General features: G+C 65.7%; 30 protein-coding genes and 1 tRNA gene. 16 read left to right on the top strand and 15 right to left on the bottom strand.

All coding sequences use genetic code 11. The features are described 5' to 3' along the window. Positions 1 to 16 precede the first annotated feature (16 nt). Together G6N42_RS19905 and G6N42_RS30975 are read left to right on the top strand one after the other, a co-directional pair. Positions 17 to 1,003 (top strand): LLM class F420-dependent oxidoreductase, encoded by a 987-nt coding sequence (locus G6N42_RS19905; protein ID WP_163731819.1) that lies wholly within the window; start codon positions 17 to 19, stop codon positions 1,001 to 1,003. 9 nt (positions 1,004 to 1,012) lie between these two features. Beyond that, positions 1,013 to 1,171 (top strand): hypothetical protein, encoded by a 159-nt coding sequence (locus G6N42_RS30975; RefSeq protein WP_174262116.1) that lies wholly within the window; start codon positions 1,013 to 1,015, stop codon positions 1,169 to 1,171. A 3-nt stretch (positions 1,172 to 1,174) separates the two neighbouring features. Here G6N42_RS30975 and G6N42_RS19900 read toward each other — a convergent pair whose 3' ends face one another. Then, positions 1,175 to 1,846, bottom strand: coding sequence for a phosphodiesterase (locus tag G6N42_RS19900; RefSeq protein ID WP_163731815.1), 672 nt, complete (start codon positions 1,844 to 1,846; stop codon positions 1,175 to 1,177). Positions 1,847 to 1,971: 125 nt separating this feature from the next. On the opposite strand from G6N42_RS19900, the gene G6N42_RS19895 reads away from it, so the two are divergent. After that, complete coding sequence (locus tag G6N42_RS19895; protein WP_163731808.1) at positions 1,972 to 2,667, top strand: HemK2/MTQ2 family protein methyltransferase; 696 nt, start codon at positions 1,972 to 1,974, stop codon at positions 2,665 to 2,667. Continuing rightward, positions 2,664 to 2,879, top strand: a complete 216-nt coding sequence (locus G6N42_RS19890) for a CDGSH iron-sulfur domain-containing protein (RefSeq protein WP_232076199.1) — start codon at positions 2,664 to 2,666, stop codon at positions 2,877 to 2,879. Before G6N42_RS19895 ends, G6N42_RS19890 begins: the two co-directional genes overlap by 4 nt. Here the strand turns inward: G6N42_RS19890 and G6N42_RS19885 are convergent. Further along, the gene (locus G6N42_RS19885) at positions 2,859 to 3,878 is read right to left on the bottom strand and encodes an iron-containing redox enzyme family protein (RefSeq protein ID WP_174262115.1); all 1,020 of its coding nucleotides are present in this window, start codon (positions 3,876 to 3,878) and stop codon (positions 2,859 to 2,861) included. The two genes, G6N42_RS19890 and G6N42_RS19885, sit on opposite strands and share 21 nt — an antisense overlap. Positions 3,879 to 4,003: 125 nt before the next feature. Here G6N42_RS19885 and G6N42_RS19880 point away from each other — a divergent pair, with 125 nt between their 5' ends. After that, complete coding sequence (locus G6N42_RS19880; RefSeq protein WP_163731805.1) at positions 4,004 to 4,390, top strand: nitroreductase family deazaflavin-dependent oxidoreductase; 387 nt, start codon at positions 4,004 to 4,006, stop codon at positions 4,388 to 4,390. Positions 4,391 to 4,555: 165 nt separating this feature from the next. Here G6N42_RS19880 and G6N42_RS19875 read toward each other — a convergent pair whose 3' ends face one another. After that, positions 4,556 to 5,158 (bottom strand): TetR/AcrR family transcriptional regulator, encoded by a 603-nt coding sequence (locus G6N42_RS19875; protein WP_232076641.1) that lies wholly within the window; start codon positions 5,156 to 5,158, stop codon positions 4,556 to 4,558. Positions 5,159 to 5,390: 232 nt separating this feature from the next. On the opposite strand from G6N42_RS19875, the gene G6N42_RS19870 reads away from it, so the two are divergent. Further along, on the top strand, positions 5,391 to 5,993 hold the full coding sequence (locus tag G6N42_RS19870; protein WP_163731801.1) for an NADPH-dependent F420 reductase: 603 nt from the start codon (positions 5,391 to 5,393) through the stop codon (positions 5,991 to 5,993). Between the two features lie 163 nt (positions 5,994 to 6,156). Next, positions 6,157 to 7,152 carry a zinc-binding alcohol dehydrogenase family protein gene (locus G6N42_RS19865; RefSeq protein WP_163731798.1) on the top strand — a complete coding sequence of 332 codons (996 nt, stop codon included), beginning with the start codon at positions 6,157 to 6,159 and terminating at the stop codon, positions 7,150 to 7,152. Between the two features lie 856 nt (positions 7,153 to 8,008). Here the strand turns inward: G6N42_RS19865 and G6N42_RS19860 are convergent. From G6N42_RS19860 to ponA2, 4 genes are all read right to left on the bottom strand, one after another. Continuing rightward, positions 8,009 to 8,085 (bottom strand) — tRNA-Pro (locus tag G6N42_RS19860). 255 nt (positions 8,086 to 8,340) lie between these two features. Then, a complete protein-coding gene (gene cds1 / locus G6N42_RS19850) occupies positions 8,341 to 9,444 on the bottom strand; it encodes an L-cysteine desulfhydrase Cds1 (RefSeq protein WP_197905542.1) in 1,104 nt (367 codons plus the stop codon). 5 nt (positions 9,445 to 9,449) lie between these two features. Next, the gene (locus tag G6N42_RS19845; protein ID WP_083126271.1) at positions 9,450 to 10,406 is read right to left on the bottom strand and encodes a metallophosphoesterase; all 957 of its coding nucleotides are present in this window, start codon (positions 10,404 to 10,406) and stop codon (positions 9,450 to 9,452) included. Between the two features lie 74 nt (positions 10,407 to 10,480). Next, entirely contained in the window at positions 10,481 to 12,952 is a 2,472-nt protein-coding gene (ponA2, locus tag G6N42_RS19840; RefSeq protein WP_163731795.1) for a transglycosylase/D,D-transpeptidase PonA2, read from the bottom strand. A gap of 298 nt (positions 12,953 to 13,250) precedes the next feature. On the opposite strand from ponA2, the gene G6N42_RS19835 reads away from it, so the two are divergent. Further along, a complete protein-coding gene (locus tag G6N42_RS19835) occupies positions 13,251 to 13,607 on the top strand; it encodes a WhiB family transcriptional regulator (RefSeq protein WP_163731792.1) in 357 nt (118 codons plus the stop codon). Positions 13,608 to 13,629: 22 nt separating this feature from the next. On the opposite strand, the gene bagB is transcribed toward G6N42_RS19835, so the two are convergent. Both bagB and bagA read right to left on the bottom strand, forming a co-directional pair. Beyond that, complete coding sequence (gene bagB / locus G6N42_RS19830) at positions 13,630 to 14,760, bottom strand: ArsA family ATPase (RefSeq protein ID WP_163731789.1); 1,131 nt, start codon at positions 14,758 to 14,760, stop codon at positions 13,630 to 13,632. Beyond that, positions 14,757 to 15,776: an ATPase BagA gene (gene bagA / locus G6N42_RS19825; protein ID WP_163731786.1), complete on the bottom strand. Its 1,020-nt coding sequence runs from the start codon at positions 15,774 to 15,776 to the stop codon at positions 14,757 to 14,759. Before bagA ends, bagB begins: the two co-directional genes overlap by 4 nt. A gap of 74 nt (positions 15,777 to 15,850) precedes the next feature. Here bagA and sp36 point away from each other — a divergent pair, with 74 nt between their 5' ends. Genes sp36 through G6N42_RS19810 form a run of 3 tightly spaced genes read left to right on the top strand, consistent with a single transcriptional unit; the run spans position 15,851 to position 17,245 of the window. Next, positions 15,851 to 16,012: a Sp36 family protein gene (gene sp36, locus G6N42_RS19820; RefSeq protein WP_163731782.1), complete on the top strand. Its 162-nt coding sequence runs from the start codon at positions 15,851 to 15,853 to the stop codon at positions 16,010 to 16,012. Next, positions 16,009 to 16,464 (top strand): RidA family protein, encoded by a 456-nt coding sequence (locus tag G6N42_RS19815; RefSeq protein ID WP_163731780.1) that lies wholly within the window; start codon positions 16,009 to 16,011, stop codon positions 16,462 to 16,464. The genes sp36 and G6N42_RS19815 overlap by 4 nt, the downstream gene beginning before the upstream one ends. Positions 16,465 to 16,468: 4 nt before the next feature. Further along, the gene (locus G6N42_RS19810) at positions 16,469 to 17,245 is read left to right on the top strand and encodes an MBL fold metallo-hydrolase (protein ID WP_163731777.1); all 777 of its coding nucleotides are present in this window, start codon (positions 16,469 to 16,471) and stop codon (positions 17,243 to 17,245) included. A 3-nt stretch (positions 17,246 to 17,248) separates the two neighbouring features. Here the strand turns inward: G6N42_RS19810 and crp are convergent, their stop codons facing one another. Together crp and G6N42_RS19800 are read right to left on the bottom strand one after the other, a co-directional pair. After that, on the bottom strand, positions 17,249 to 17,923 hold the full coding sequence (crp, locus tag G6N42_RS19805; protein WP_014210546.1) for a cAMP-activated global transcriptional regulator CRP: 675 nt from the start codon (positions 17,921 to 17,923) through the stop codon (positions 17,249 to 17,251). A gap of 102 nt (positions 17,924 to 18,025) precedes the next feature. After that, positions 18,026 to 18,319 (bottom strand): hypothetical protein, encoded by a 294-nt coding sequence (locus G6N42_RS19800; RefSeq protein WP_232076639.1) that lies wholly within the window; start codon positions 18,317 to 18,319, stop codon positions 18,026 to 18,028. 216 nt (positions 18,320 to 18,535) lie between these two features. On the opposite strand from G6N42_RS19800, the gene nth reads away from it, so the two are divergent. The 4 genes from nth to marP are packed head-to-tail and all read left to right on the top strand — an operon-like array spanning position 18,536 to position 21,856. Then, entirely contained in the window at positions 18,536 to 19,216 is a 681-nt protein-coding gene (nth, locus tag G6N42_RS19795) for an endonuclease III (protein WP_163737840.1), read from the top strand. Between the two features lie 20 nt (positions 19,217 to 19,236). Then, positions 19,237 to 19,884 (top strand): TlpA disulfide reductase family protein, encoded by a 648-nt coding sequence (locus tag G6N42_RS19790; protein WP_163731771.1) that lies wholly within the window; start codon positions 19,237 to 19,239, stop codon positions 19,882 to 19,884. Then, positions 19,881 to 20,672, top strand: coding sequence for an NUDIX hydrolase (locus G6N42_RS19785; RefSeq protein ID WP_163731768.1), 792 nt, complete (start codon positions 19,881 to 19,883; stop codon positions 20,670 to 20,672). The genes G6N42_RS19790 and G6N42_RS19785 overlap by 4 nt, the downstream gene beginning before the upstream one ends. Beyond that, positions 20,669 to 21,856, top strand: a complete 1,188-nt coding sequence (gene marP / locus G6N42_RS19780; protein WP_163731765.1) for an acid resistance serine protease MarP — start codon at positions 20,669 to 20,671, stop codon at positions 21,854 to 21,856. Before G6N42_RS19785 ends, marP begins: the two co-directional genes overlap by 4 nt. Here marP and G6N42_RS19775 read toward each other — a convergent pair whose 3' ends face one another. Further along, a complete protein-coding gene (locus G6N42_RS19775; RefSeq protein ID WP_163731762.1) occupies positions 21,857 to 22,807 on the bottom strand; it encodes an alpha/beta fold hydrolase in 951 nt (316 codons plus the stop codon). Next, the gene (locus G6N42_RS19770; RefSeq protein ID WP_174262114.1) at positions 22,807 to 23,355 is read right to left on the bottom strand and encodes a phage holin family protein; all 549 of its coding nucleotides are present in this window, start codon (positions 23,353 to 23,355) and stop codon (positions 22,807 to 22,809) included. The genes G6N42_RS19775 and G6N42_RS19770 overlap by 1 nt, the downstream gene beginning before the upstream one ends. A gap of 145 nt (positions 23,356 to 23,500) precedes the next feature. On the opposite strand from G6N42_RS19770, the gene G6N42_RS19765 reads away from it, so the two are divergent. Then, entirely contained in the window at positions 23,501 to 24,181 is a 681-nt protein-coding gene (locus G6N42_RS19765) for a S1 family peptidase (protein ID WP_163731756.1), read from the top strand. Positions 24,182 to 24,199: 18 nt separating this feature from the next. Here G6N42_RS19765 and adhP read toward each other — a convergent pair whose 3' ends face one another. Both adhP and adh read right to left on the bottom strand, forming a co-directional pair. After that, a complete protein-coding gene (gene adhP, locus G6N42_RS19760) occupies positions 24,200 to 25,264 on the bottom strand; it encodes an alcohol dehydrogenase AdhP (RefSeq protein ID WP_163731753.1) in 1,065 nt (354 codons plus the stop codon). Between the two features lie 48 nt (positions 25,265 to 25,312). Beyond that, positions 25,313 to 26,836, bottom strand: coding sequence for an aldehyde dehydrogenase (gene adh, locus G6N42_RS19755; RefSeq protein WP_163731750.1), 1,524 nt, complete (start codon positions 26,834 to 26,836; stop codon positions 25,313 to 25,315). Positions 26,837 to 26,931: the final 95 nt, after the last annotated feature.

Here is a 26,931-nt window from a genome sequence, read left to right as displayed (position 1 = left end):
CGGGTACCCGAAAGCCATGACGCGTTTCGGCTACACCCTGATGACCGAACAGAGCGGACCTAAAGATCTTGTCCGTTATGCCGTTTCGGCAGAACGGGTCGGGTTCGACTTCGAGGTCTCCTCGGACCACTACTTTCCGTGGCTCTCGTCACAGGGGCACGCCCCCTATGCGTGGTCGGTGCTCGGCGCCGTTGCGCATGCGACCGATCAGGTCGAGTTGTTCACCTACGTCACGTGCCCGACGATGCGCTACCACCCCGCGGTCGTCGCACAGAAAGCCGCCACGTTGCAGATCCTCGCCGACGGCCGGTTCACCCTCGGCCTGGGCAGTGGCGAGAACCTCAACGAACACGTCGTTGGCAAGAGGTGGCCGACCGTGACCCGACGCCAAGAGATGCTGCGCGAGGCCATCCAGATCATCCGCGAGTTGTTCACCGGCGAGCTCGTCGACTGGAAAGGCGAGCATTTCGAGGTGGATTCCGCGCGACTCTGGGACATTCCGGAGACGCCGGTCGCCATCGCTACAGCGGTGTCCGGCGAACGATCGGTGGAAACCTTCGCGCCGCTGTCCGACCATCTGATCGCCGTCGAACCGAACAAGGATTTCGTGGACGCCTGGCATGACGCCAGGCGCGCCACCGGGCTGCCCGGAGATGCGCGGGTCATCGGCCAGATTCCGATCTGCTGGGATCCGGACCGCGACAAGGCAATTCGCCGCGCACACGACCAGTTCCGCTGGTTCGGGGGCGGTTGGGCGGTCAACGCCGACCTGCCGACCACGGCCGGTTTCGACGGCGCCACCCAGTACGTGCGGCCGGAGGACGTCGCCGAATCCATCCCGTGCGGACCGGATCTCGACGCGATCGTCGATGCGGTGAGCAAGTACTGGGAGGCGGGTTTCACCGATATCGCCCTCGTGCAAATCGGTGACGAGGGCCAGGATCTGTTCCTCAAGGAGGCGGCCGGATCTCTGCTGGAAAAACTCAGAAGCGCATCGAACTGAAAGGCAAACATGCCAAAGGGCAAGGGAATTTACGAGGACCATACGGTCGACGAGTCGGAGAAGAAGGGCGGACGCCCGGGTCCGACCGACGAGGGCGGCCAAGGAGGTATGGCTACCCGGGAGGAAGCGCCCGATGTCGCCGATACCGGTGGTGAGCCGACCGCCTGACAGCTACTGCGGGTCACGTCCCTGGCGGCTGCGGCGATAGGCTGCGCGCCGGAATTTGGTCAACCAGCGGGGCAGTAGTTCGACGTCGCAGTCGCTGTGCAACGCGGGGTCGAACGCGATGTCGTCACAACTCGGGTCGACGTAGCGCAAGGTGAGCCGCGCCAACGGGCTGAACTCACCCTTTGCGGGAGCCTGTTCGATGTCGAACTCGACGCCGCCCGAACTGATTTGGGATTCAATCGTGTTGAGGGCAAGACCGCGGTCGCTGATGTCGGTGGCCAGCCGTGCCCGTAACCACCACACGCGGTCGCGGTAGCGCAACGGCATCAGGCTGGAGAAGGTGGCACCCGACCATGAGGTCACCGGCGCCAGACCGAAACGGCTGCCCGCTGCCGTCGATGCCAGCAGCACATCCCAGGGACCGCAGGAACGCAGATCCTGCGGCGGCGGAATCCGGAACGCCAACCCCGCGATGTCGGGCGCCGCTCCTGGCAGTCCGACACCCTTCGATACGCGACCGATGACGTCGCACGACCGCATGGGAAGTCCCTCACTGCCGGGGGCCGTCCGCTCCAAAATGCCTTCCGCGAGCACACCGACGGGATGGAACAGGCGCCGACCCCGAGCGGCGGCACCGAACTTGATGGGCAACGAGGCGAGATCGGAGATTTGCACGCTTGAGGGGTGCCCGTACTGCCGGGCCGCAAAACCGGGCGACGCGGTTTAACAGCCCGGATACCGGGCATTAATCCAGCGCACTGCTGCGATGCCGCAGCCAAGACTGTTCGAAAGGCCCTTGCGTGACAACCGCTTATTCCGAATCGTCGGACACTCTGATCGCGCCGGCGGGCGTTTACGCCCCGCAGGAAGACTCGCAATTTCTCATCGACGTGATGGAGAAGTCTGACCTCGCGCTCGGTCGCCGGGTAGCCGACCTGTGTACCGGCAGCGGTGTGGTGGGGATTGCCGCAGGCGAGCAGGGGGCGTCGCAGGTCATGGCGTTCGATGTCTGCTCGCGTGCCGTTCGGCACGCGCGGGTGAATGCGTTGAGCGCCGGCGTTGATGTCGATGTTCATCTGGGATCGTGGGCGCGCGCCGCGGAGTTCGGCCCGTTCGACGTGGTGGTCTGTAATCCGCCGTATGTGCCACATGATCCCGATGTCGCGTACGCGCCGATACCACCGGATACCGGCCCGGCGCGCGCGTGGGATGCCGGCCCCGACGGTCGCCTCGTTCTCGATCCGCTGTGCGAGGCGGTGCCGGATCTGCTTGCCCCGGGTGGCACTTTCCTTCTGGTGCAATCCGAGTTCGCCGTCCCGCGTCAGACGCTGGCGGCGCTGGCGTCGGCGGGACTTGACGCGGAAATCGTTGCCTATCAGTGGATTCCGTTCGGACCCGTGCTGATGTCGCGTGCCGCGTGGCTGGAGGACACCGGCAGGCTCGAGCCGGGCCGTCGCGAGGAAGAACTCGTGGTGATCAGGGCCGAGAAACCGTGACTGAAACCCGCACAGTGCGCATCGTTCCCTCGGGCCCGGTGATGGTCGAGGGACCGGTGCGAATCGAGTTGCCCGACGGCAGCGTCGTGGAGTCCGATCGCTTCATGGTCGCGATCTGCACGTGTCGTCGTAGCAAGGACTATCCGATGTGCGACACCAGCCATCGGTGCCGCCCGCGAGCCGGCAAGCGGTCAGTTCAGGGGACGTCTTAGCGACGAACGGCCCGCCTTCCAGCACTCCATCAGGTGGTCGGCCAGGCGGTCTTCGACAAGGTCGCGCGCTCTGATCCCGAACACCACGTCAGCCTCGAGATGCGGTTCGCGCGCAAGGAGACCGCCGACGACGTCGGTACGCACCACTTGTTCGTGAACCGCGTCGGCCACCACGTGTTCGGAGTAGAACGTCACGCATGCTTCGGGTGCGTTCATCCGCCGGAGCGCGTCGACCAGTCGCCGTGACCCGGGCGACGAGGTGATCTCGGTGGACGCGAAGTGCCCGACCGTTGCGCCGCGCAATTGGCGGTGCAACCCGAACAGCGACATCAGGTTGATCGATGCCAGGGCCTCGGCGGGCACGTTGTTGAGATATGCGAGGTAGGTGGCATCGAGGCCGGCGGCGTCCATCAATTCGGCGTACAGATGCTGGTGGACCCGCTCGTCGCGGCCGGCGCCGTACTCATCGAATTCGACTGCGACGAAGGCCGCTTTCGCTCGTCCGGTGAGGCGGGGGATCGCCCACGCGTGGGGGTCGCCCTCCTTGAGGTGATAGATCGAGCGGTGCACGAAGTACTCCTGCATCTGTTCCCAGGTGCCCTCGTCACGCAGGTAATAGGACGGGCCGTGGCCCTCGACGGGCTCTTGCGAGATCGCATTCATCTCCGCTTCGGCGGTGTCGTCGGTTGTGATGTCCCCGACATCGCGCCGAACGGCCTCCAGAAACGCCTCCTCGAGGCGGCCACGTAAGTGCAGCAGAGCGGGATTCCATTCCCAGCGTGGGTTGACCGAATGAAACCCGCGGTAGTGCAACTCGTAGCAGACGCACAGCGCGAGTTGCAGGTCGAGTCCGTATGGATCCGCCTCGTAGACCGGAACCTCGAGCGGGCGTACGGGCAGGGCCGGGCGCTGGCGCGCAAGCATGTCCAGGACTGCCGAAGACACGGGTCCGGCGGCGCGGGGGAGAGCAGGTTCGACGAGAGTCGATGGCAACGTCACAGCCGTGTGATTCCCGGCTCGCCGCGGGTCAAACCTCGGCAGCCTGGTCTTCTCGATAAGACGGCGTTACTATCTGACAGTCGGTTGCCACTTCCGTGCCCAGGTTTTTCCGATGAGGGGGTCTGATGCGGGTGCCCCGCGCAGTCGCAAACTTCAATCGCCGGGTCACCAACCCGGCGGCTCGTTCGATAACTCCGTGGCTGCCTGGTCAAGGCACGCTCGAGCACATCGGACGAAAGTCGGGTAAGCGGTACCGAACACCGCTGTTGGTTTTTCCGACCGCGGACGGGTTCGTCGTTCTCATCGGGTACGGGCCCCAAACGGACTGGGTGAAGAACGTTTTGGCCCGCGGAACGGCGGTGCTGCACAAGCGTGGCAAGGATGTTGCGCTGACCGATCCGCGTCTGATGAGCAAGGCCGAGGCGGCACCCCTCGTCATCGGGCCGGGCCGCACTTTCTATCGCCTGTTCCCCTACAACGAGGCGGCGCTGGTCCTGACCAGGAGCAGGTAGCAATGGGAGCCAGCGCCAGTCCGATCACCTTCGGCACCTAGCGACGGAAACGCCCTGACCGGCTGAGCCGAACCAGGGCGTCTTACCTGAAATCCATGAGTCGGGGTGGCGGGATGTGAACCCACGACCTCTTCGTCCCGGACGTCTGGACTCTGATTGCGACTTCTAGTGGCGCTTGAGTGCTCTGCTATTGGAGGCCAAGACTTCGTCGGAGAGTTCGGGATCGGCCTCGGCGACCGCACGGGCGATCAGCTGTGCGCCGACCATTTGACTGAACAGGGCGATGGCCTGTTCGCGCGCTCTACGCACATCGAGCTTGGTGTTGGTCTGTCTGGCGCTGGCTTGCAGTAAGTCGGTGAAGGCCGAGATATACCCCTCCAGGCCGCGCTGGTACTCCTGTTGGGCCGTGATGCCGTGCCGGCCGGAGTCAGCGGCCAGGGCGGCAGAGGCGCACCCACGTTCGGGATGGTCGCGGTGCTCGGTGCTCAGGTAGGTATCGACGAGAGCATGCAGGGCGGCGCGGCTGGACCGGGGATGGTCGTCGATCACGGCGGCGACATGGGCCAGGGATTCGGTGAATCCCTGGTGGAGTACTTCCCGCGCGAGATCTTCCTTTGAGGTGAAGTGGTTGTAGAACCCACCATGGGTCATCCCGGCTGTCTTCATCACCTCGTCGATGCCAACACCGTCAATCCCGCGAGCCCGAAAACCTTGACCGGCGGCCGACACGATGCGTCCGCGGTTCAACTCTTTCTGCTGCCGTGACACTCGAGGCAACGGATGCTCCTCCCACTGCGGGCAATCAAACTCTTCGCTACCAAGCGATACCCACATCGATGGTGCCCATCATCAATGTACCTCTCCGCCCGTCACCGCGGCCCTCTCTGACGATGCAGTGGTTTCGCTGGCCATGTCCTTCGCGGGCTTGACACTAATGATGACGCATGACAGCGTAACGATTATTAATGATGATCGTCAGCAATAGTGAGGGAGGTTGAGCATGCGGTTTGGAACCATCGGCGCCGGCGTCGTCGCGCAGGCCATCGCACGTCATTTGGTCAGCGCTGGGCACCCGGTGATGTTGAGCAACAGCCGCGGTCCGTCGACATTGGCCGAGATCGTCGACGACTTGGGCCCGCTTGCGTCGGCGGGAACCGTCGCCGAAGCCGCCGAGGCCGACATGGTGTTCCTGACAGTCATGTGGTGGGACATTCCAGCTGCGCTGGCCGACCTGTCGCCGTGGGATGGACGCATCCTGGTCGACGCCACCAACCAATTCGCCCAAGCAGACCCGATTGAAGTGGCCGACCTCGGGGGCCAAACCGGTAGCGAGTGGGTAGCTGACCGTGCCCCCAAGGCGCGAGTGATCAAAGCCTTCAATACGTTGCACGCCAGCTACATCGCCGCCAACCCGCGTCACCCGGCCGGTCGCCAAGTGCTTTTCTACGCCGGCGACGACGCCTCAGCCAAGGTCACTTTTCTCCAGTTGGCCGACAGCCTCGGTTTCGCCCCGATCGATGTCGGGGCCCTGCGAGACGGCGGCCGGCTGATGCAGGTCGGTGGCGGTCCCCTGTCAGCGCTGCATGCGCTCAAACAGGACTAGGAGCTTTACCGACCAGGGAAGGAAACACTCGTGGCGCGAGGGATGCAGCTGCGACTGCATCCCGCTCCCCATCGGACATCACCTCACACGTCAGGCCCCTCCGCTGGTGTGGCGGGGCCACCATCCACCAGAGGCGACACAACACCGAACAGAACGGAAAATCATGAAAGCTCTTGCCTACCAACACGCACACTCCCTCGACGCCTTCGCGATCGACCTCATCGAGGTCGACGAGCCCGAGCTGCGCGAAGGTGACGTGTTGATCGAGATCCGCGCGATCGGCGTGAATCCCGGCGAAGCATTCATCCGCTCGATACGCAGCGCCGAGCCGGGCGGGCGGGTCATCCTGGGTTGGGAATTCGCCGGGATCGTCATCGAGACCGGCGCCGCAGCAGGCGGGTTGCGCGTGGGTGATCGGGTGATGGGCACCGGTGACGCCACTCGCGACGGTTGCTGGGCGCAACGGCTGGCCGTCGACCACCGGATCGTCGCTACGATCCCCGACGAACTGTCATTCAGCGACGCCGCGTCACTACCGATCGGTGCGCTGACGGCCTGGGAAGCCCTCTTCCGCGATCAGTCGGCCCTGCCGCTCGGCGTGGAACGGGTCTTGATCATTGGCGGTGCCGGCGGAGTCGGATCGCTGGCGACGCAGCTGCTCAAGGCCAAGACCCCGGTGTTGGCCATCAGTACCGCCTCTCGGCCAGAGTCTCAAGATTGGTGCCGGACGATGGGCGCGGATCTGGTGATCGACCACACCGCGGATATCGCGGACCAACTCCGGCAAGCCTCTATCGAGCATGTCGACATGGTGCTCTCCACCGCCGCCACCGCGAACAACCTCGATCAGATCGCGGCAGTGCTGCGCCCGTTCGGGCACGTATCGACCATCGACATCGGAACCCCGCTCGACCTCACCCCCCTGGTGCAGAAGTCCGCTTCACTGCACACCGAAATGGTGTTCAGCCAAGTCGCCAGCGGAGCCGACCCCAGCAGCCAGGGCCACATCCTCACCGCAGTGGCCGACTACGTCCGCACCGGCCAGGTACGCCCGATCGTCACAACCTCGCTCACCGGGCTGACCGCAGACAACATGAAAACCGCCCACACGCTACTCGAAAGCCACCGCTCCATCGGCAAGATCGTCATCGAAACCTAAAGCCCGACAAACCGAATAGCGATCCGAGACGGACGTGAACCCGATGTACAGAACCCCGAATCCGCCAGGCAAAACCGAATTCGCCGGCAAGCGCACGATCGTCACGGGAGGGTCCCGCGGCATCGGCGCTCAACGAACTCGGCGGCGGTCGACATCGTGGTCAACAACGCCGGCGCGGCACGTACCCACCTCGAAGGCATCACATCGATCCCCGACGACGAATGGCTCAGCAAAGCGCTCGCTGCAGAGGTGCCAGCGCGGCCCCACGAAGGAGCATCGCCAAGTGCCGTCGTACTTTGTCGGCGCCGAACGACTCGCCTTCGTCGGTCACCCCGAGCGGATACTTCTGCTGTGCCATGCCGACGAGGCGAGCAGCAACTGACTTCTGGTTCCATGCCCTTTCCCGGCCTTCTGGCAGAGCCGTTGGCCGCGCTCATGATTGGCAAGCTCCGCGAGGCGCTGGTGTTCACGTCGCCGGAAGGGGCAGTAATGCGCGTATCGACCTGGCGACCGCGCGTCTTTCCAACCCAGCTGTCAAGCGACTTGTGAAGAAGATTTCGGACTTCCCGACAGTCACTCCCCGCGACCTAGTCATTCCGCCGCCTCCCTCGCCATCAGCGCCGGGGCAACGTGAAAGCCGTCCAAACGATGCTCGGGCACGGACCAACTGCGGACTGAAACGGAACCGGCGCCCGACCGGATTGAGCAGTCAGAGCCCTCTGCCTGAATTCACACGAGTCGAGGTGGCGGGAGCCGCCGTCGTGACCGCCGCTGTGGCGCCAGGCACTCCGGACTCCGAGCATCACGCCCCCCGCCCAAGAGAAAACCCGCTCGGCTATGCCGGCGGGTTTCTCCTTGGTCGGGGTGGCGGGATTTGAACCCACGACCTCTTCGTCCCGAACGAAGCACGCTACCAAGCTGCGCCACACCCCGAGTGAAGCCACGACAGCGTATCGCACCCCCGCGGTGTGACACCAAACGCGCCTGGCCGCACTGAGGTGCACGTCACGACACGCCGGTGGATGCATTTGGGTTGTCGGTGGCGTTATGCAGACTGACGGTAGAAAACGACTAAGTGAGGCGAGAAATGACCGGGCTCGGCGCTTCGATCTATCTGGGATTCTTCGTCCTGGCCGCCTTGTGGCTGTTCCTGACCTCCGACGGTCCCCTCATGGGCCGGTCCGAGGATCAGGGCCAGCGGCCGGAGCGTTCGAATTCGACCAGGACCTCGGCCCACGGCGAGGGGTCCAGCCCGTGGCTGGTAAGCCACTCGTCGCAGAAGTAGGTGTCCGCGTAGCGGTCGCCGCTGTCGGCGAGCAGGGTCACCACTGACCCGCTGCGTCCGTTGGCGACCATTTCGGCAAGTAGCCCGAAGGAGCCCCACAGGTTCGTCCCGGTGGACGGACCCACCCGTCGCCCCAGCACCGCACTCGCATGCCGCGCGGCAGCGACCGACGCCGCATCGGGCACGACGACCATCCGATCCACGACGTCGGGCAGAAACGACGGCTCCACGCGTGGACGGCCGATGCCCTCGATCCGCGACGACATCCCCGTGACGATGTCGCCGCGCCCCTGCGCATAGGAGGGGAAGAACGCCGAGTTCTCCGGGTCGACCACACACAAGCGCGTCTGGTAGCGGCGGTACCGGATGAACCGGCCGATCGTCGCACTGGTGCCACCGGTGCCCGCGCCCACCACGATCCAGTCGGGCACGGGGTGGGCCTCGTCGCGCATCTGATCGAAGATCGACTCGGCGATGTTGTTGTTGCCGCGCCAGTCGGTGGCGCGTTCGGCGTTGGTGAACTGGTCGAGATAATGGCCACCGGTCTCCGCGGCCAGCCGCTCGGCCTCGGCATACACCTGCGACGACTCGGCGACGAAATAGCAACGGCCGCCTTGTGATTCGATCAGGGCGATCTTGCTGGCGCTCGTCGAGCTCGGCATCACCGCGATGAACGGCAAACCCAGCAGCGCCGCGAAATACGCCTCTGACACCGCCGTCGAACCCGATGACGCCTCGATGACGGTGGTGTTCTCGTCGATCCAGCCGTTGCACAGCGCATACAGGAACAACGACCGCGCCAACCGGTGCTTGAGGCTGCCGGTGATGTGGGTGGTCTCGTCCTTGAGGTAGAGCGCGACATCAACCGTGTCGCACCACGCGGTCGGCAGCGGATAGCGCAGCAGGTGCGTGTCGGCACTACGTCGCGCGTCGGCCTCGATCAACCGAACCGCATTGTCGACCCACTTGCGTGGCCGGCCCCGGCTGGCGCTCGCTGCCGCGCTCAAGGCGCTCAGCGCACCGAGACGCTCGGGTGGGACTGGCCCTCTTGGATGCCGGTGAAGGACCCGCCGATTGGTGCGGCGACCAGAGTCAGCAACGTGGCCTCGGGGCGGCAGCAGAACCGCACCGGTGCATACGGTGAAGTGCCGATGCCTGCGGACACGTGCAGCTGCGTGTGGGCGCCCCACTGGGAGGCACCCTTTGCCCGCGACCGGTCGAGATCGCAGTTGGTGACGACCGCGCCGTAGAACGGCAGGCACAGCTGGCCGCCGTGGGTGTGCCCGGCCATGATCAGCTGATAGCCGTCGGCGGCGAAACGGTCGAGCACCCGCGGCTCCGGCGAATGGGTCAGGCCCAGTCGCAGGTTCACCGCCGGGTTGGCGGGTCCGGCGATCGTCTCGTAGCGGTCACGCTTGAGGTGCGGATCGTCGACGCCCGCGGCCGCGACCAGCAGGCCGCTCACCTCGAACTCGCGCCGGGTGTGCGTCATGTCCAGCCAGCCGCGCTCGGTGAACGCCGCGCGAAGGTCCTGCCAGGGCAGCGGCTCGCCGTGCAGGCGGCGAGTCGGATTGGTCAGGTAGTTCAGCGGGTTCTTCGGCTTCGGACCGAAGTAGTCGTTGCTGCCGAACACGAAAACCCCGGGCACGGCGAGCAGGTCGCCGAGTGCCTGCACGACGGCGGGCACGGCCTTCGGGTGGGCGAGGTTGTCACCGGTGTTGACGATGAGGTCCGGCTCCAGCCGCGCCAGTTCCCGCAGCCAGTCCTGCTTGCGGCGCTGCTGCGGACGCATGTGGATGTCGCTGATGTGCAGCACCTTCAGCGGTGACGATCCGGGAGAGAGCACGGGCATCGTCACTTCACGCACGGCGAATGCATTGCGCTCGATGAGCGACGCATAGCCGATCCCCGCAGCCAGCGAACCGGCGGCGGCGACTGCGGAATTCTTCAAAATCGAAGACGCGGGCATGAAGCAGAGCTTACTGCCAGCCCACCGTTCACTGCGATTTCACCGCGGTCAGCGTGGGCCAGACCACAGGGCTGTCACGGCGGTGGTGGCGGGGCCCCCGGTGGTGGTGGCGGCGGTGGTGGCGGACCCAGCACCGGCACCGTGATCGGCGGCAGTCCCGGGATCTGAACCACCGTCTGCCCGACCGGCGGCGGCAGACCCGGTATCGCACCCGGTGGCGGGGGAGGCGGTGCCGGCGGGATGCCGTTGGAGATCTGGATCGTGATGATCGACCCGGGCACCGTTTGACCGGCCGGTGACGTGCCCACCACTGATCCGTACGACGCGGTGCTGTTCACCGGCGTCGACTCGTTGGCGACCTGGAAACCCGCGTCGCGCAGCCGCTGCCGCGCGGTGCTCTCGCTCATCCCGGAGACACTGGGCACCCGCGAGCCCGGTGCGCCATCGACGTAACGGGGGTCGGTCGGCGGCAGCGTGACGGGCCCGAAGTTGTTGGCGATCGGCATCATCGCGCTGAACCACGTCCGGGCGGGTTCGTTACCGCCGAACAGGTTGCCGTCACCGCCGCACTGGCGCAGCGGGTAGGAGCACAGTGCGCCCGGCGCGGTCGAGTCGTCGTAGATGTAATTGGCCGCGGCGTACTGGTTGGTGAAACCGAGGAAGCCCGCGGAGCGGCTGGCCTCGGTGGTACCGGTCTTGCCCGACATCGGCAGATTCCAGCCGACCGAGCCAGCGGCACCGGCGGCGGTGCCCGCGCCCGTGTCGTCCTTGCTCATCGCGTTGGCGAGAGTGTTGGCCAGCCCCTCGGGTACGACCTGTTCACACGTCTCGGTGGTCACCGACACCTGCTTGCCGTCGCGGTCGATGACCTCGGCGATGGGATTGGGCGGGCACCACATGCCGCCGGACGCCAGCGTGGCCCCGACGTTCGACAACTCCAATGCGTTGACCTCGATGGGGCCCAGCGTGAACGAGCCGAGATTCTGTCGCTTGACGAAGTCGGCCAGGCTCTCGTTGCTCTCTGGGTCGTAGTCACGGGCGGTGCCAGGCAGCGCGTAGGAACGCAGGCCGAGCTTGACCGCCATATCGACGGTGCGCTGCACACCGACCTGCGAGATCAGCTTGGCGAAGGCCGTGTTCGGCGACGTGGCCAGCGCATCGGTGACGCTCATGGTGCCGCGGTAGTTGCCGCCGTTCTGCACACACCACGTCGCCGGTGGGCAGCCCCTGGCACCACCGCTGCCCAGACCCTTGGCCTGGAACCGGGCGGGCGCGTCGAGCTGAGCGTTGATGCCCATGCCCATGTCCATCGCGGCGGCTGTGGTGAAGATCTTGAACACCGACCCTGCGCCGTCGCCGACCAGCGAGAAGGGCTGGGGTTGCATGGTCTCCCCGGCCTCCAGGTTCAGGCCGTAGGTCCGGTTGCTCGCCATCGCCAGGACCGGATGGGACTCCTTGCCCGGCCTGATCACGCTCATCACGCTCGCGACGCCGTCGAGGTCGGGACTTGCGATGTTGTTGACCGCCGTTTTCACCGGAATCTGTACGTCGGGGTCCAGAGTGGTCTTGATCAGGTATCCGCCCCTGGCGACCTGGTCCTTACTGATCCCGGCGCGCGCGAGGTATTCGAGGACGTAATCGCAGAAGAACGCGCGATCGCCCGCGGCGATACAGCCGCGCGGCAACTCCTTGGGCACCGGCAGAACGCCCAGGGGCTTGTCCTTCGCCGCCCGCAGCGCCGCGGCCTCCTCGGGGATGTTTTCGATCATGGTGTCCAGCACGACGTTGCGGCGGGCCAGGGCGCCCTCGGGATTCGTGTACGGATTGAGGGTGCTGGTCGACTGCACCATGCCGGCCAGCAGTGCGGCCTGTTCCCAGTTCAGCTCGGAGGCGTTGATGCCGAAGTACGTCTGCGCGGCGTCCTGCACACCGAACGCGCCGTTGCCGAATGAGACGAGGTTCAGATAGCGGGTCAGGATCTCGGGCTTGGTGAAGGTCTTGTCCAGCGTCAGCGCCATCCGGATCTCGCGCAGCTTGCGCGCCGGTGTGGTCTCGATGGCCGCCCGCTTCTCCGCGTCGGTCTGCGCGATCACCAACAACTGATAGTTCTTCACGTACTGCTGCTCGATCGTGGAGCCGCCGCGGGTGTCGAGGTTTCCGGACAGATAACCGGAAAGACCGGTGAGAGTGCCCTGTACATCCACGCCGTTGTGTTCGGCGAACCGCTTGTCCTCGATGGACACGATCGCCAGTTTCATGGTGTTGGCGATCTGGTCGCTTTGCACCTCGAACCGACGCTGGCTGTACAGCCACGCGATGACGTTGCCCTTGGCGTCGACCATCGTCGACACCTGCGGCACCTCACCCTCCACCAGTTGCGCCGAACCGTTGGCCACCACGTCCGAGGCACGGTTCGAGACCAGTCCGAACCCTCCGACCACGGGAAACATCAGGGCCGCGAGGACGACGCTGGCCAACACACAGCACCACGCGAGCTTGATCACCGCGACCGCGGTCGGCGGTGGGGGCGGCGGGGTCTCGGGCATGCGTACAGAGTAGCTAGCGGATTCCGCCAGCAAAATTCGCAGATTTCCCCCGGTTATCGCCTCACATTGTTAGCTCGCCGACCTGCGCGCGCGTCAATTTCCGTCAAGGACGGCACGGTTGTCCCAAAAAAGTGGCCTTCTACGTATTGCGCAGAAGCGTTCTGACCACTTAAGTTGTGCTGACAGTGCGATGCAGGTCACACTAGACCGTCGCAACGTGACGTAGAACGCACTAACGCGCTCTGCACCAGGAGAGTAAGCCGTCGTCGGGGGGCGGCCGGAACGAAGGGGAACGCTGGTGTCCGGTACGAGGCCCGCAGTGCGGAGGACAAGCATGACAATTTCTGCCCCCAGTGTCGTCCAAGGCGCCGAGGCTGAGGCACGCATCGCCTGGGTTTCCCAGGCACGCTGCCGTCAGGCCGACCCCGATGAGCTTTTCGTCCGCGGAGCCGCGCAGCGTAAAGCAGCCGTGATCTGCCGGCATTGCCCGGTGATCCTGGAATGCGGCGCCGATGCGCTCGACAACCGGGTGGAGTTCGGTGTGTGGGGAGGCATGACCGAACGCCAGCGCCGTGCCCTGCTCAAGCAGCACCCCGAGGTGGTTTCCTGGGCCGAGTTCTTCGCCGCCCAGCGCAAGCACCGCAGCGCTGTCTAAGCCGCTCCGGCTGGATTGCGGCTCACGCCGCAGGCGTCTCGCCGGTGATCTGATCGGCGATCGCCCGTAACGCGTCCAGGTCGGAGACGTCGAACGGCAACGACGGCACACCCACGATCGCCACATGTGGATTGGCGCCCGTGAACCGCGACAGCAGCCTGATCTCCCGCTTGGACCGTCCCGCACGGTCGGAGTGGATCCGCAGCGCCGCCGCGGTCACTGAGTCGGGATCGGCGGCTTCGATGGCATCCGCGGCCTCGTCGGCCTTGTCGGCGTGTAACGACGACAACATCGGGTGGGTGCGGTTGAGGATGAGCCCAGACAGCGGCATGTGTTCCTGTGAGAGCCGGTCGATGAAGAACGACGCCTCACGCAGCGCGTCGGGTTCGGCGGCGGAGACCACGACGAACTGGGTGCCCCGGCGCTTCAACAATTCGTAGGTGCGGTCGGCCTTCTCCCGGAACCCGCCAAACGTGGCGTCCAGCGACTGCACGAAAGCCGCTGCATCGCCGAGCATCTGAGAGCCGAGCACCGTCGAGAGTGCTCGCATTGCCAACCCCATCGCGCCCGTCACCAACTTGCCGATACCGCGGCCCGGTCCCAGCAGCAGCTTCCACAGCCGACTGTCCATGAAGCCGCCCAACCGTTTTGGCGCATCGAGGAAATCGAGCGCGTTGCGCGACGGGGGAGTGTCGACGACGACGAGGTCCCAGCGGTCCTCGGAGAGCAGCTGGCCCAGCTTCTCCATCGCCATGTATTCCTGCGTGCCCGCCAGCGACGTCGCGACGGTTTGATAAAACTGGTTGTCCAGAATCTCTTGTGCGCGTTCTTTTCCGGAGTACTGGATCACCATTTCGTCGAACGTGCGACGCATGTCGAGCATCATCGCGTACAGCTCGCCCGACACCTCGGGGGCCAATGGCACCCGCTGCGGCGTATTGCCCAGATCCTTGATGCCCAGCGCCTGCGCCAGCCGCTTGGCCGGATCAATGGTCAGCACCACGACGGTGCGACCGTACTCGGCGGCGCGCAACGCCATCGCCGCTGCGGTGGTGGTCTTGCCGACACCGCCTGCGCCGCAACACACTACGACGCGATTGGACGTGTCGGCCAGGATCGAGGCCATGTCGAGTGCGGGCGGTGTGGTACTCATCTGACCCCCTGGTGGGCGAGCGCTTCGGCGAGTTCGTAGAGGCTACCGAGATCTACGCCATCGGAAATCTGCGGCAACTCGAGACGGGCCACGTCGAGCTCGTCGAGTTGCTCGGCGCTTTCGGCACGCGCCTGAATTCGGGTGGCGTGCTGGATGGTCTCGGTCAACAGCCCCGCGAAGTCTGTGTCGGACAACGTAATTCCCGCATCGGTGAGTCCTGCCCGCACGGCGTCGGCGTCGATCACCCCCTCGGCGGCCTTGGCCAGGTCATCCGGCGACAGGTAGGAGGGGATGTTGCGATTGACGATGACACTGCCGATCGGCAGGCCCAACTCCTTGAGCTCGTCGATGGCCTCCAGCGTCTCCTGGATGGGTAACGCTTCCAGCAGCGTCACCAGATGGATCGCGGTGAGGTCGGAGTGCAATACCTTCACGACGCTCTCTGCCTGCGAGTGCACGGGGCCACCCTTGGCCAGTTGCGAAACGGCCTTGGTCACGTCGAGGAAGCGGGAGATACGGCCGGTCGGCGGCGAGTCGACGACGACGGCGTCGTAAACCGGCTGCTTTCCCTTCTCGGCACGGGTGACGATCTCGCGGATCTTGCCGGTGAGCAGCACGTCACGCAGGCCCGGTGCGATGGTCGTGGCGAACTCGACCGCCCCGATTCGTCGCATCGCCCGGCCGGCGATGCCCAGGTTGTAGAACATGTCGAGGTACTCGAGGAACGCCGCCTCGGTGTCGATCGCCAGCGCGTTGACCGTGCCGCCACCGTCCGCCGTGGCGATCTTGACCTCCTCGTAGGGCAGCGGTGGCACGTCGAATAGCTGCGCGATGCCTTGTCGCCCTTCGACTTCCACCAACAACACCTTGCGGCCGCCGGCGGCGAGCGCCAGCGCAAGCGAGGCGGCGATGGTCGACTTGCCGGTTCCGCCCTTGCCGGTGACGAAATGCAGTCGTGCCTTGGTCAGGCGCGACGGCCAGCCGACCGCGCCGCGATCCTCAGAGGTGGTGCCCACCCGTGCATGCTAACCAAGTGCACTTGGCTGCCCGATAAGCTCAGCAACATGAGCGAAGAAACCAGGTGGGCGACGTGAGCGAAGCGATCAAATGGGAATACGCCACCGTTCCGCTGCTGACGCACGCGACCAAACAGATCCTCGATCAGTGGGGAGAAGACGGCTGGGAGCTGGTGTCGGTACTCCAAGGACCGACCGGTGAGCAGCACGTCGCCTATCTCAAGCGACCAAAATGAGCCCGTCGGCCAGACTCGCCGAGCTGGGCATAACGCTGCCCGACGTGGTGCCGCCGTTGGCCGCCTATGTGCCCGCGGCGCGTACGGGGAATCTGGTCTACACCGCCGGTCAGCTGCCCATGGAGGCGGGAAGTCTGCTTCAGGCAGGCAAGGTGGGGGCCCAGGTCACACCGGAGGACGGCAAGGCGCTGGCGCGGGTGTGCGCACTCAACGCGATGGCCGCGGTGCATTCGCTGGTCGGCATCGATTCGGTCACCCGCGTGGTCAAGGTCGTGGGCTTCGTCGCCTCCGCGCCCGGCTTCAACGGCCAGCCCGGAGTCATCAACGGGGCGTCGCAGCTGTTCGGTGAGGTCTTCGGCGACGCCGGGGCACACGCCCGCTCGGCCGTCGGCGTCTCGGAGCTGCCGCTGGACGCCCCGGTCGAGGTCGAAGTGATCTTCGAGGTCGCGTGAGCGCGTGACCCTCGAGCACCCCGCGTACAAGAAACTCCGTCCGGTGACGGAAACCGCGTCGGTGCTGTTGTGCGACAACCCCGGCCTGCTGACCCTCGAGGGCACCAACACGTGGGTGCTGCAGGGACCGGGCAGCGACGAGATGGTCATCGTCGACCCCGGACCCGAGGACGACGAGCATATCGAGCTGATCGTCGGCCTGGGCAAGATCCCACTGGTACTCATCAGCCACAAGCACGAGGACCACACGGGTGCGATCGACAAGATCGTCGACCGTACCGGCGCGGTGGTGCGCTCCGTCGGCAGCGGCTTCCTGCGGGGCCTCGGTGGACCGCTGACCGACGGTGAGGTCATCGACGCGGCCGGCTTGCGCATCACAGTGGTGGCCACGCCGGGGCACACCGCGGATTCAGTGTCATTCCTGCTCGACGACGCGGTGCTGACCGCCGATACCGTCCTGGGCCGCGGCACGACCGTCATCGACAAGGAAGACGGCAGCCTGCGGGACTACCTTGAATCGCTTCGGCGGCTGCGTGGCATCGGCCACCGGACGGTCCTGCCGGGCCACGGCCCTGAGCTCACCGACCTGGAAGTGGTCAGCGATATGTACCTGGCGCATCGCGAAGAGCGACTCGAGCAGGTGCGGGCAGCGCTACGCGAGCTCGGCGACGAGGCCACCGCGCGGCAGATCGTCGAGCATGTTTACACCGACGTCGACGAAAAACTGTGGGATGCAGCGGAATGGAGCGTCCAAGCCCAGGTCGACTACCTGCGCAGCTGACAGTCAGCGGGCGCGACGGGCCAGGCGCTCGCTGTCAGAGATCAGAACGCTCTTGCCCTCCAGCCGAATCCAGCCGCGGTGGGCGAAGTCGGCAAGCGCCTTGTTGACGGTCTCGCGCGATGCGCCGACGAGCTGAGCGATCTCTTCCTGCGTCAGGTCGTGGGTGACGCGCAGCGCGCCGCCCTCCTGGGTGCCGAAGCGCTGGGCCAGCTGCAGAAGCTGCTTGGCCACGCGGCCGGGCACGTCGGTGAAGATCAGGTCCGCGAGGTTGTTGTTGGTGCGGCGCAGCCGGCGGGCCAGCACGCGCAACAGCTGCTCGGCGATCTCCGGGCGGTCGGCGATCCACGCACGCAGGGCGTCGCGGTCCATCGAGACGGCGCGCACGTCGGTGATCGTCGTGGCGCTGGACGTCCGGGGGCCGGGGTCGAAGATCGACAGCTCGCCGAACATGTCCGACGGGCCCATGATCGTGAGCAGATTCTCGCGGCCATCGGGAGAGCGGCGGCCGATCTTCACCTTGCCGGAAACAATGATGTACAGCCGGTCGCCGGGTTCCCCCTCGGCGAACACGGTGTGCCCACGGGGGAAGTCGACGGGCTGCAGTTGTTTGGTCAGCGCTGAAACGGCGCTGGGTTCGACCCCCTGGAAGATTCCGGCCCTCGCCAGGATCTCGTCCACGTTGCCCCTCTTAAGCTGTTGGCTGATATGACATGCGAAGGCCCACCTCTAAATGGTTAGCGCGATCAGTCTAGAGGTATGCGCCTAAGTGACCAGCCCACGCTACACACGATTGGGTTGCCGAGTCCGCTGAAATTCAGGATTGATCGCGCTGTGGACAAGGACTCGCGTCGGCAAACCCGGAGTATCCCCGCCCGGTATTCGGTCGTTCTGTTTGGATGCTTGCCCGTGCAATCGCCGATGCTGGCGGTCGATGGCGCGGCTCATACCGTCTCGCGCAAGTGTGTTGACGTCGTCGGCCTCGGCTTGTTCGAGAAACGCCGCCACGTCGCTGGACGACACGGTGTCGCGGGACAGGCTCGTCTCGAGCCGTTCCAGCGCGAAAGTTGCCAGCATCAGCAGCCCAGGAATTAGGGCCACGAGCAACCAAGACACAAGGCAGAAGTAAACACGCCCAAGGTCTCAGCGGGATTACGAATTGTCACCGGTCCGCGCAGTGTTCCGTGACGGCCTGTCAGAGCCGATCAGTAGGCTGTTTTCGTGACTGTGCCCAAGCGCGCCCGCAAAAGAGACGGTGAGACCCGCCTCGGTCTCGTCCGTCGGGCGCGGCGAATGAATCGTGTGCTGGCACAGGCATTTCCACATGTCTACTGCGAATTGGACTTCACCAATCCGCTCGAGTTGGCCGTCGCCACGATTCTGTCGGCACAAAGCACCGACAAGGGCGTCAACCTTGCGACCCCCGCACTGTTCAAGAAGTACCGGACGGCGCTCGATTATGCGCAGGCCGACCGCACCGAACTCGAGGAATTGATCCGGCGCACCGGGTTTTACCGGAACAAAGCCAACTCCTTGATGCGGTTGGGCCAAGAACTCGTCGAGCGGTTCGACGGACAGGTGCCCGCGACGCTCGAAGAGCTCGTCACGCTGCCCGGCATCGGTCGCAAGACCGCCAACGTCATCCTCGGAAACGCCTTCGGCATTCCCGGCATCACCGTCGACACCCATTTCGGCAGGCTCGTCAGGCGCTGGGGATGGACTACGGAAGAGGATCCGGTGAAGGTCGAGCATGCGGTCGGCGAGCTCATCGAGCGCAGCGAATGGACCGACCTGAGCCACCGCGTGATCTTCCACGGCCGCCGCGTCTGCCACGCCCGCAAGCCCGCCTGCGGCGTATGTGTCCTCGCCAAGGACTGCCCGTCCTTCGGCGCCGGTCCCACCGACCCGCTGATCGCCGCGCCTCTGGTCAAAGGCCCCGAAACCGAGCACCTGCTGGCACTGGCCGGTCTCTAGCCGCCGTCCCCACGCATCGAATGAACACCTCGACCCGCTGGACCGTGGCCGTGATGGTCGTGGTGGTCGCCCTCGGTGCCGCGCTGTGGACCCAGCTCGGCGGCGACGAATCCCAGCCGGGCTCGACGGGTCCGGGCGCCTCCCGCGACCGGCGCGACGCCGACACCGCGGAGGCGCTGGCCGAACCACGCGCCAGCGCCGACCTGATGCCATGCCCGACGCCGGGCGCCGGGGAAGGACCGGAGGCGTTGCGCGGCATCATCCTGGAATGCGCCGGTGACGGGTCCAGCGTCGACGTCGCCAAGGCGGTCGCGGGCCGCACGGTCGTGCTCAACCTATGGGCCTACTGGTGCGCGCCGTGCGCCCAAGAACTGCCCGCGATGGCGGAGTACCAGCGTCGGGTCGGTTCGGAGGTGACGGTGCTGACGGTGCATCAGGACGAGAACGAGACAGCGGCCCTGCTGCGACTGGCTGAGCTGGGCGTACACCTGCCGACGCTGCAGGACGGCCGCAGGCGGATCGCGGCCGCGCTGAAGGTGCCGAACGTCATGCCCGCGACGGTTGTGCTGCGTGCGGACGGTAGCGTTGCCGAAATCCTGCCGCGGTCCTTCGCCGATGCCGACGAAATTGCGGCCGCCATCGATCCACAGTTAGGAGAGCCGGGGTGAGTTGGGCCAGCGACGGGAGCGAACTCGTTCCCCTCAACGCTGGAGCGGCCCCATCGTGGCTCAAACCGCTGGTCGACAACGCCAAAGACATCAAGCACGCCTACCGCCGGCGGGTGCCTCCCGAGGTGCTGGCGATGATCACCGCCGCGAACACCAAGGCCGCGGTCACCGGGGCGCGGCGTGACGCCGCGGTGCTGGTGCTGTTCTCCGGTCCGCCCGATTCTCAGTCCGGCGGCCTTCCCGACGATGCCGAACTGCTGGTGACCGTGCGTGCGTCGACCCTGCGTCACCACGCCGGACAAGCCGCATTCCCAGGTGGGGCCGCCGATCCCGGCGACACCGGACCGGTGTTCACCGCGCTGCGCGAGGCTACCGAGGAGACCGGCATCGACCAGGCCCGATTGCAGCCGCTGGCCACCCTCGAGCGGATGTTCATCCCGCCGTCGGGCTTTCACGTCGTGCCGGTGCTCGCCTACTCGCCCGATCCGGGGCCGGTGGCGGTGATCGACGAGTCCGAAACGGCGGTCGTGGCGCGGGTCCCGGTCCGGGCATTCGTCAATCCCGAGAACCGAATCATGGTCTACCGCAAGGAGAACACGCGCCGCTCCGCCGGCCCGGCTTTCCTGCTGAACGAGATGCTCGTCTGGGGATTCACCGGGCAGGTGGTCTCGGCGATGCTGGACGTCGCTGGCTGGGCGCGGCCGTGGAACACCGACGACATCCGCGAACTAGAGGACGCAATGGCGCAAGTAGGAGACGCCGCCGACTACGGTAAGGCGCAACCATGACATCGTCGCAGTGGCTCGACCTCGCTGTCCTCGCGGTGGCGTTCATCGCCGCCGTCTCGGGGTGGCGTTCCGGCGCGCTCGGATCGTTGCTGTCCTTCGTGGGCGTGGTGCTCGGCGCGGTGGCCGGTGTCCTGCTGGCCCCGCACGTCGTCGCCAACCTCGAGGGTCCTCGCACCAAGCTTTTCGTGACGCTGTTCCTGATCCTCGCACTGGTGGTCGTCGGTGAGATCGCGGGCGTGGTGCTCGGCCGGGCCGTGCGGGGCGCCATTCGCAACCCGGGGGTGCGGACGCTGGACTCCACCATCGGGGTGGCGCTGCAAATCGTCGCCGTGCTGGTGGCCGCGTGGATGCTCACCTACCCGCTGCAAACCTCCGACCAGCCGAACCTGGCCGCCGCCGTGCGGGGCTCGGTGGTGCTCAAGGAAGTGGACGACGTCGCGCCGAGCTGGCTGAGGTCCGTGCCGACGCGGCTGTCGGCGCTGCTGGACACCTCCGGTCTGCCCGACGTGTTGCAGCCGTTCGGGCGCACGCCGATCGTCGCCGTCGACGCTCCTGACGCCGCGCTTGCGGGCGACCCCGTCGTTGCGGCGACGCGGCCCAGCGTGGTCAAGATCCGCGGTGTCGCGCCCGGATGCCAGAAGGTGCTCGAGGGCACCGGATTCGTCGTCGCTCCGAATCGGGTGATGTCCAACGCGCACGTCGTCGCCGGTGCGGAAAGTGCCACCGTCGAGGTCGACGGGCGGACATACGACGCGTACGTCGTCTCGTACGATCCGCAGGCCGACATCTCGATCCTCGACGTTCCCGACCTGACCGCCACACCGCTGGAATTCATCCAGGGTGAGGCGGCCACCGGGACGGACGCCGTCGTGATGGGTTATCCGGGTGGTGGCGACTTCGTCGCGACGCCTGCCCGTATCCGCGAGACCATCGAGCTCAACGGTCCCGACATCTACCGCAACACCACCGTCACGCGTCAGGTGTACACCATCAGAGGCAGTGTGCGACAAGGTAATTCGGGTGGACCGATGATCGACCGGACCGGCAAGGTGCTCGGTGTGGTCTTCGGTGCGGCAGTCGACGACGCCGACACCGGCTTCGTGCTGACCGCCGAAGAGGTCGGGCGTCAGTTCGACAAGATCAACAACAGCCAGCGCGTCGCCACGGGATCCTGCGTCACCTAGTCAGGCGCCGTACACCTGCGCCACGTAGCGCGACAGCTGATCGTTGACTGCTTCCGGCGCCTCCTCGTGAGCGAAATGCCCTGCGCCGCCGATCGATACGTAGCGGCCATGCGGTGCGTAGCGCTGGGTTCGATACAGCGGGTCGGCGAGGACGTACGAGTCGGCGTCGCCGCGCAGGTGCAGCACCGGTACGTTGATGGGCCGCCGCATCGACCGCATGAACCGCCGCCCTTCACCGCGGAACTGGCTCCGCACCGCCCAGCGCTGGTATTCCAACGCCGAATGAGCGGCCGAGGGAATCTGGATCGCGCACCGCATGTGCGAGATCGTCTCGGAGAAGTCCTCGGAGGCAAGCCATTTCTCGCCTGCGCGGCTGCGGACCAGCCGCTCGAGTTCCGCACCGTTGTGGCGGGTCAACGAGTGCTCTGGCCATGCCGGAATCTGGTAGCGCAGCATCCACGGCAGCAGCGCCCGCCCCTGGTCCCGTCGCGTCAGCGCCGACGCGCGCAGTGCCACCGGATGTGGCGAACTGACAACGGCGATCGACCGGACCATGCGCGGATGCAGCACCGCGGTCGCCCAGCAGACCAGGCCGCCGTCGGCATGACCGACCAGTGTTGCGGCCTTGTGGCCGAGTGCGCGAACCAGCCCGGCGGTGTCGCCGGCCAGCGTCCAGCCGTCGTAACCGCGTGGCGGTTTGTCACTGCCGCCGTAGCCGCGCAGGTCGACGGCCACCACCCGCGCACCCGTCAACCCGCGGAGTTGGTGACGCCATGACCACCAGAACGAGCCGAACCCATGCAGCAGGATGACCAGCGGGCGCTCCGTGACAGGTATGGACGATGAGTCCTGGGAGTGCGCCTCCACCACATGGAAGCGAATTCCATTGGCGTGCACCTGGAGATGGTTCCAGGGACCGTCGATCCGAACGACCGACGGATCGGGTGGCATTACCAGCCTGACGGGTCAGAGGTCGACGCCGGCTTGCCGGACTTCCCGTCGCCGTTCGACTCGATCGCCACGGCGCCGGTCCTGTCATGGCCCGGTGTCAGTGCGTCGGGCAATTCCCTGACCGACTCGATCGTCTTCTGCGGTCCCCTGATGCGGCGGACCTTGAGATAGCCGAGGAGCGCGAAGATCGCGGTGACCAGGACCATGACCCCAAACACGATCAGGAATGCCGCCCATCGCCACAGCCAGGTGTCGAGCAGCTCGGCGGCGAAGAAGAAGAAAAAGAAGGTGGAGTAGAAAAGCACCACGAGCGCGAGGACGAAGAAGACGCTGCCGGTCAGGCCCTTCTTGACGTCACGGGTGATCTCGGCCTTGGCGAGTTCCACCTCGGCGCGTACCAGCGTGGACACCTGCGCGGTGGCGTCTTTGACGAGGTCGCCGATCGACGGGTCGGGCTTGGGAGCGTGCGGGTCGACCAGTGGTATAGAGGTCACGGTGGTCGGCACGCCATTCCTGCGATCGCTCACGACAATTCCTCCCGCATTCATGTCGGTCTGCGGTTCATGTTGCCATGCGGCGCGCGGTCAAACGATTCCGGCCGACGTTAGACTTGGACGACGAACGGGATCGCAGGTCGGGCGAGTCGAGGAGGTTCTTCAGTTGAGGAGCAGCGGCCGCTGCCTGCGGATCCCCATGGTTGTCGCCACCCTGATCGCGTTATTCGTGCCGACCGCCGCGATCGCGCACGCCCAGGATCCCGTCACGCTGGGCGGTGGCTCGGGTCTGGTGGTCAACGGCGAGACGTTCTGCACGCTCACTGCCATCGGTAACGACAACCGGGGCAGCCTTATCGGATTCACCTCCGCGCACTGCGGTGGTCCGGGCGCGCAGGTCGCCGCGGAGGGCCACGAGGATGCCGGCGTGCTCGGCACGATGGTGGCGGGCAACGATCTTCTCGACTACGCGGTCATCCAGTTCGACCCGCAGAAGGTGCGTCCGGTCAACAACATCGACGGATTCCAGATCGACGGCCTCGGCCCCGACCCCGTCGTCGGCGACATCGCCTGCAAGCTCGGCCGCACCACCGGGTACTCGTGCGGCATCACCTGGGGCCCGGGCGACGAGCCGGGTACCTTCATCAACCAGGTGTGCGGGCAGCCGGGCGACTCCGGCGCACCAGTGACCGTCAACAACCGGCTGGTGGGCATGATCCACGGCGCGTTCTCCGAAGAGCTTCCGACGTGCATCATCAAATACATCCCACTGCACACGCCCGCGGTGAACATGTCGTTCAACACGCAGTTGGCCGACATTGTCGCGAAGAATCGGCCCGGCTCCGGATTCGTTCCCGTCGGTGCAGCGCCGGCCGCCTGACTAGGTCTCGCTCCTCGCCTACCGGTAGTCGATGACGATGCGACCGTCGATCTGGCCACGCTCCATCCGCTCGAACACCTCGTTGACGTCGTCGAGGCCCGCGCTCGTGACGGTGGGGTGAATGAGCCCGCGGGCGTAGAAGTCGAGCGCCTCGGCCATGTCCTGGCGGGTGCCGACGATCGAGCCGCGAATGGTGAGTCCCTTGAGGACGATGTCGAATATGGGTGCTGGAAAGTCGCCTGGCGGAAGACCGTTGAAGACGATGGTGCCGCCGCGCCGCGCCAGGCCGATTGCCTGCCCGAACGCCTGTGGATGCACCGCGGTGACGAGCACACCATGCACGCCGCCGGTCGCCTTCAGCACTTCGGCAATCGCATCCTGGGTCTGGGCGTTCACGGTGACCTCGGCGCCGAGTCGTTCGGCAAGTGCCAGCTTCGCGTCGTCGATGTCCACGGCCACCACGCGTAGCCCCATCGCTCGGGCATACTGCACCGCGATATGACCGAGACCGCCGATGCCCGAGATCGCGACCCACTGACCGGGTCGGGTGTCGGTGACCTTGAGCCCCTTGTACACGGTCACACCGGCGCACAGGATCGGAGCAACCTCGAGCGGATCCGCGCCCTCGGGGATGCGCGCCGCGTAGGCGGCGTTCACCACCATGTACGTGCCGAAGCTGCCGTCGACTGAATAGCCGCCGTTACGTTGGCTCTCGCACAGCGTCTCCCAGCCGGTGCGGCAGAATTCGCAGCTGCCGCACGCCGACCACAGCCACGCATTGCCGACCTTGTCGCCGACAGCGAGATCCTGAACTCCCTCGCCGAGGGCCACTACGGTGCCGTATCCCTCGTGCCCGGGAACGAAAGGGGGAGCCGGTTTCACCGGCCAGTCACCGTGCGCCGCATGCAAATCGGTGTGGCAAACGCCTGATGTCTCCAGCTTGACGAGGGCTTCGCCGTATCCGGGCACGGGTAGTTCCACATCTGTGATGTCCAGTGGCGCACCGAATTCTGTAACCACCGCGGCGCGCATCGTGGCGACCGCGGTGTTGCCGGCGACGTTGTTGTCGAGTGTCTGTGTCATGTTCGTACTCCTTGTTAATTGGCGGGTTGATCGATGATTAGTCGGGTATCAGAAGAATCCGAGAGACTTGTCGCTGTAGGACACGAGCAGGTTCTTCGTCTGCTGGTAGTGGTCGAGCATCATCTTGTGGTTTTCCCGGCCGATGCCGGACTGCTTGTAGCCGCCGAACGCGGCATGCGCCGGATAGGCGTGATAGCAGTTGGTCCACACCCGGCCGGCCTTGATATCGCGCCCGGCCCGGTACGCGGTGTTCCCGTCGCGCGACCACACGCCCGCGCCGAGTCCGTAGAGGGTGTCGTTGGCGATGCCGATCGCGTCGTCGTAGTCCTTGAACGACGTGACCGCGACGACGGGCCCGAAGATCTCTTCCTGGAAGATGCGCATCTTGTTGTTGCCCTCGAAGATCGTCGGCTGTACGTAGTAGCCGCCGTTGAGGTCACCGCCGAGGTCAGCGCGTTCGCCCCCGGTAAGGACATGCGCGCCTTCGCTTTTGCCGATCTCGATGTAGGACAGGATCTTCTCGAGCTGATCGTTGGATGCCTGTGCGCCGATCATCGTCTCGGTGTCCAGGGGATCGCCCTGCCGGACGGCCTTTGTGCGAATGGCCGCCATCGCGAGGAAGTCCTCGTAGATGTCGGCCTGAATCAGGCTGCGCGACGGGCAGGTGCACACCTCGCCCTGGTTGAGGGCGAACATCGTGAACCCTTCCAACGCCTTGTCCTGGTAGTCGTCGTTGGCCGCGAGGACATCGGCGAAGAAAATGTTCGGGCTCTTGCCGCCCAACTCCAACGTCACCGGGATCAGGTTCTGCGATGCGTACTGCATGATCAGCCGGCCGGTGGTGGTCTCGCCGGTGAACGCGATCTTGGCGATGCGGTTGCTGGATGCGAGCGGCTTACCCGCCTCGACGCCGAAGCCGTTGACGACGTTGACCACGCCGGCGGGTAGCAGGTCGCCGATCAACGACATCAGGTAGAGGATCGACGCCGGGGTCTGCTCGGCAGGCTTGAGTACCACCGTATTTCCCGCCGCCAGCGCGGGAGCCAGCTTCCACACCGCCATCAGGATCGGGAAGTTCCACGGGATGATCTGGCCGACGACGCCGAGCGGTTCATGGAAGTGATAGGCCACGGTGTCTGCGTCGATCTCGGACAGCGAGCCTTCTTGTGCGCGGATCGCGCCCGCGTAGTACCGGAAGTGATCGACCGCCAACGGCACGTCGGCGTTCAGGGTCTCGCGGACCGGCTTGCCGTTGTCCCACGATTCGGCGACAGCGATCGATTCGAGGTTCTCCTCGATGCGGTCGGCGATCCGGTTGAGAATGATGGCGCGTTCAGTCGCCGAGGTCTTGCCCCAACCGGGTGCGGCGGCGTGGGCGGCGTCGAGCGCCTTGTCTATGTCGGATTCGTCTGAGCGGGCGACCTCGCAGAACACTTCTCCCGTGATGGGGGACCGGTTCTCGAAATATCGGCCGGCAACGGGCGGCACCCACTGCCCGCCGATGAAGTTGTCGTACCGCGACTCGAATGACATCACGGCGTCCGTGTTTCCCGGTCTTGAATAGACGGTCATGGATCTTCCTTCCCTGTCCGGTGTCGCCGACACCAGCTGTGGCGCACGTCACTGAAGGTAGGAAAGAAAGGGTTGCACCACGGTTGCAAGCTTTC

Source organism: Mycobacterium gallinarum (genome assembly GCF_010726765.1).
Taxonomy (GTDB): domain Bacteria; phylum Actinomycetota; class Actinomycetes; order Mycobacteriales; family Mycobacteriaceae; genus Mycobacterium; species Mycobacterium gallinarum.
The sequence above is the reverse complement of the archived record's forward strand: the minus strand, read 5'-3'. Positions and strand labels throughout refer to the sequence as shown.

Coding starts and splice junctions, on each gene's coding strand:
- G6N42_RS19905 (WP_163731819.1), top strand. CDS start 17: ATGACGCGTTTCGGCTACACCCTGATGACCGAACAGAGCGGACCTAAA.
- G6N42_RS30975 (WP_174262116.1), top strand. CDS start 1,013: ATGCCAAAGGGCAAGGGAATTTACGAGGACCATACGGTCGACGAGTCG.
- G6N42_RS19880 (WP_163731805.1), top strand. CDS start 4,004: ATGCGGGTGCCCCGCGCAGTCGCAAACTTCAATCGCCGGGTCACCAAC.
- G6N42_RS19870 (WP_163731801.1), top strand. CDS start 5,391: ATGCGGTTTGGAACCATCGGCGCCGGCGTCGTCGCGCAGGCCATCGCA.
- G6N42_RS19865 (WP_163731798.1), top strand. CDS start 6,157: ATGAAAGCTCTTGCCTACCAACACGCACACTCCCTCGACGCCTTCGCG.
- G6N42_RS19845 (WP_083126271.1), bottom strand. CDS start 10,406: ATGCCCGCGTCTTCGATTTTGAAGAATTCCGCAGTCGCCGCCGCCGGT.
- ponA2 (WP_163731795.1), bottom strand. CDS start 12,952: ATGCCCGAGACCCCGCCGCCCCCACCGCCGACCGCGGTCGCGGTGATC.
- bagB (WP_163731789.1), bottom strand. CDS start 14,760: ATGAGTACCACACCGCCCGCACTCGACATGGCCTCGATCCTGGCCGAC.
- G6N42_RS19815 (WP_163731780.1), top strand. CDS start 16,009: ATGAGCCCGTCGGCCAGACTCGCCGAGCTGGGCATAACGCTGCCCGAC.
- G6N42_RS19800 (WP_232076639.1), bottom strand. CDS start 18,319: ATGCTGGCAACTTTCGCGCTGGAACGGCTCGAGACGAGCCTGTCCCGC.
- nth (WP_163737840.1), top strand. CDS start 18,536: ATGAATCGTGTGCTGGCACAGGCATTTCCACATGTCTACTGCGAATTG.
- G6N42_RS19790 (WP_163731771.1), top strand. CDS start 19,237: ATGAACACCTCGACCCGCTGGACCGTGGCCGTGATGGTCGTGGTGGTC.
- marP (WP_163731765.1), top strand. CDS start 20,669: ATGACATCGTCGCAGTGGCTCGACCTCGCTGTCCTCGCGGTGGCGTTC.
- G6N42_RS19775 (WP_163731762.1), bottom strand. CDS start 22,807: ATGCCACCCGATCCGTCGGTCGTTCGGATCGACGGTCCCTGGAACCAT.
- G6N42_RS19770 (WP_174262114.1), bottom strand. CDS start 23,355: ATGAATGCGGGAGGAATTGTCGTGAGCGATCGCAGGAATGGCGTGCCG.
- G6N42_RS19765 (WP_163731756.1), top strand. CDS start 23,501: ATGGTTGTCGCCACCCTGATCGCGTTATTCGTGCCGACCGCCGCGATC.
- adhP (WP_163731753.1), bottom strand. CDS start 25,264: ATGACACAGACACTCGACAACAACGTCGCCGGCAACACCGCGGTCGCC.
- adh (WP_163731750.1), bottom strand. CDS start 26,836: ATGACCGTCTATTCAAGACCGGGAAACACGGACGCCGTGATGTCATTC.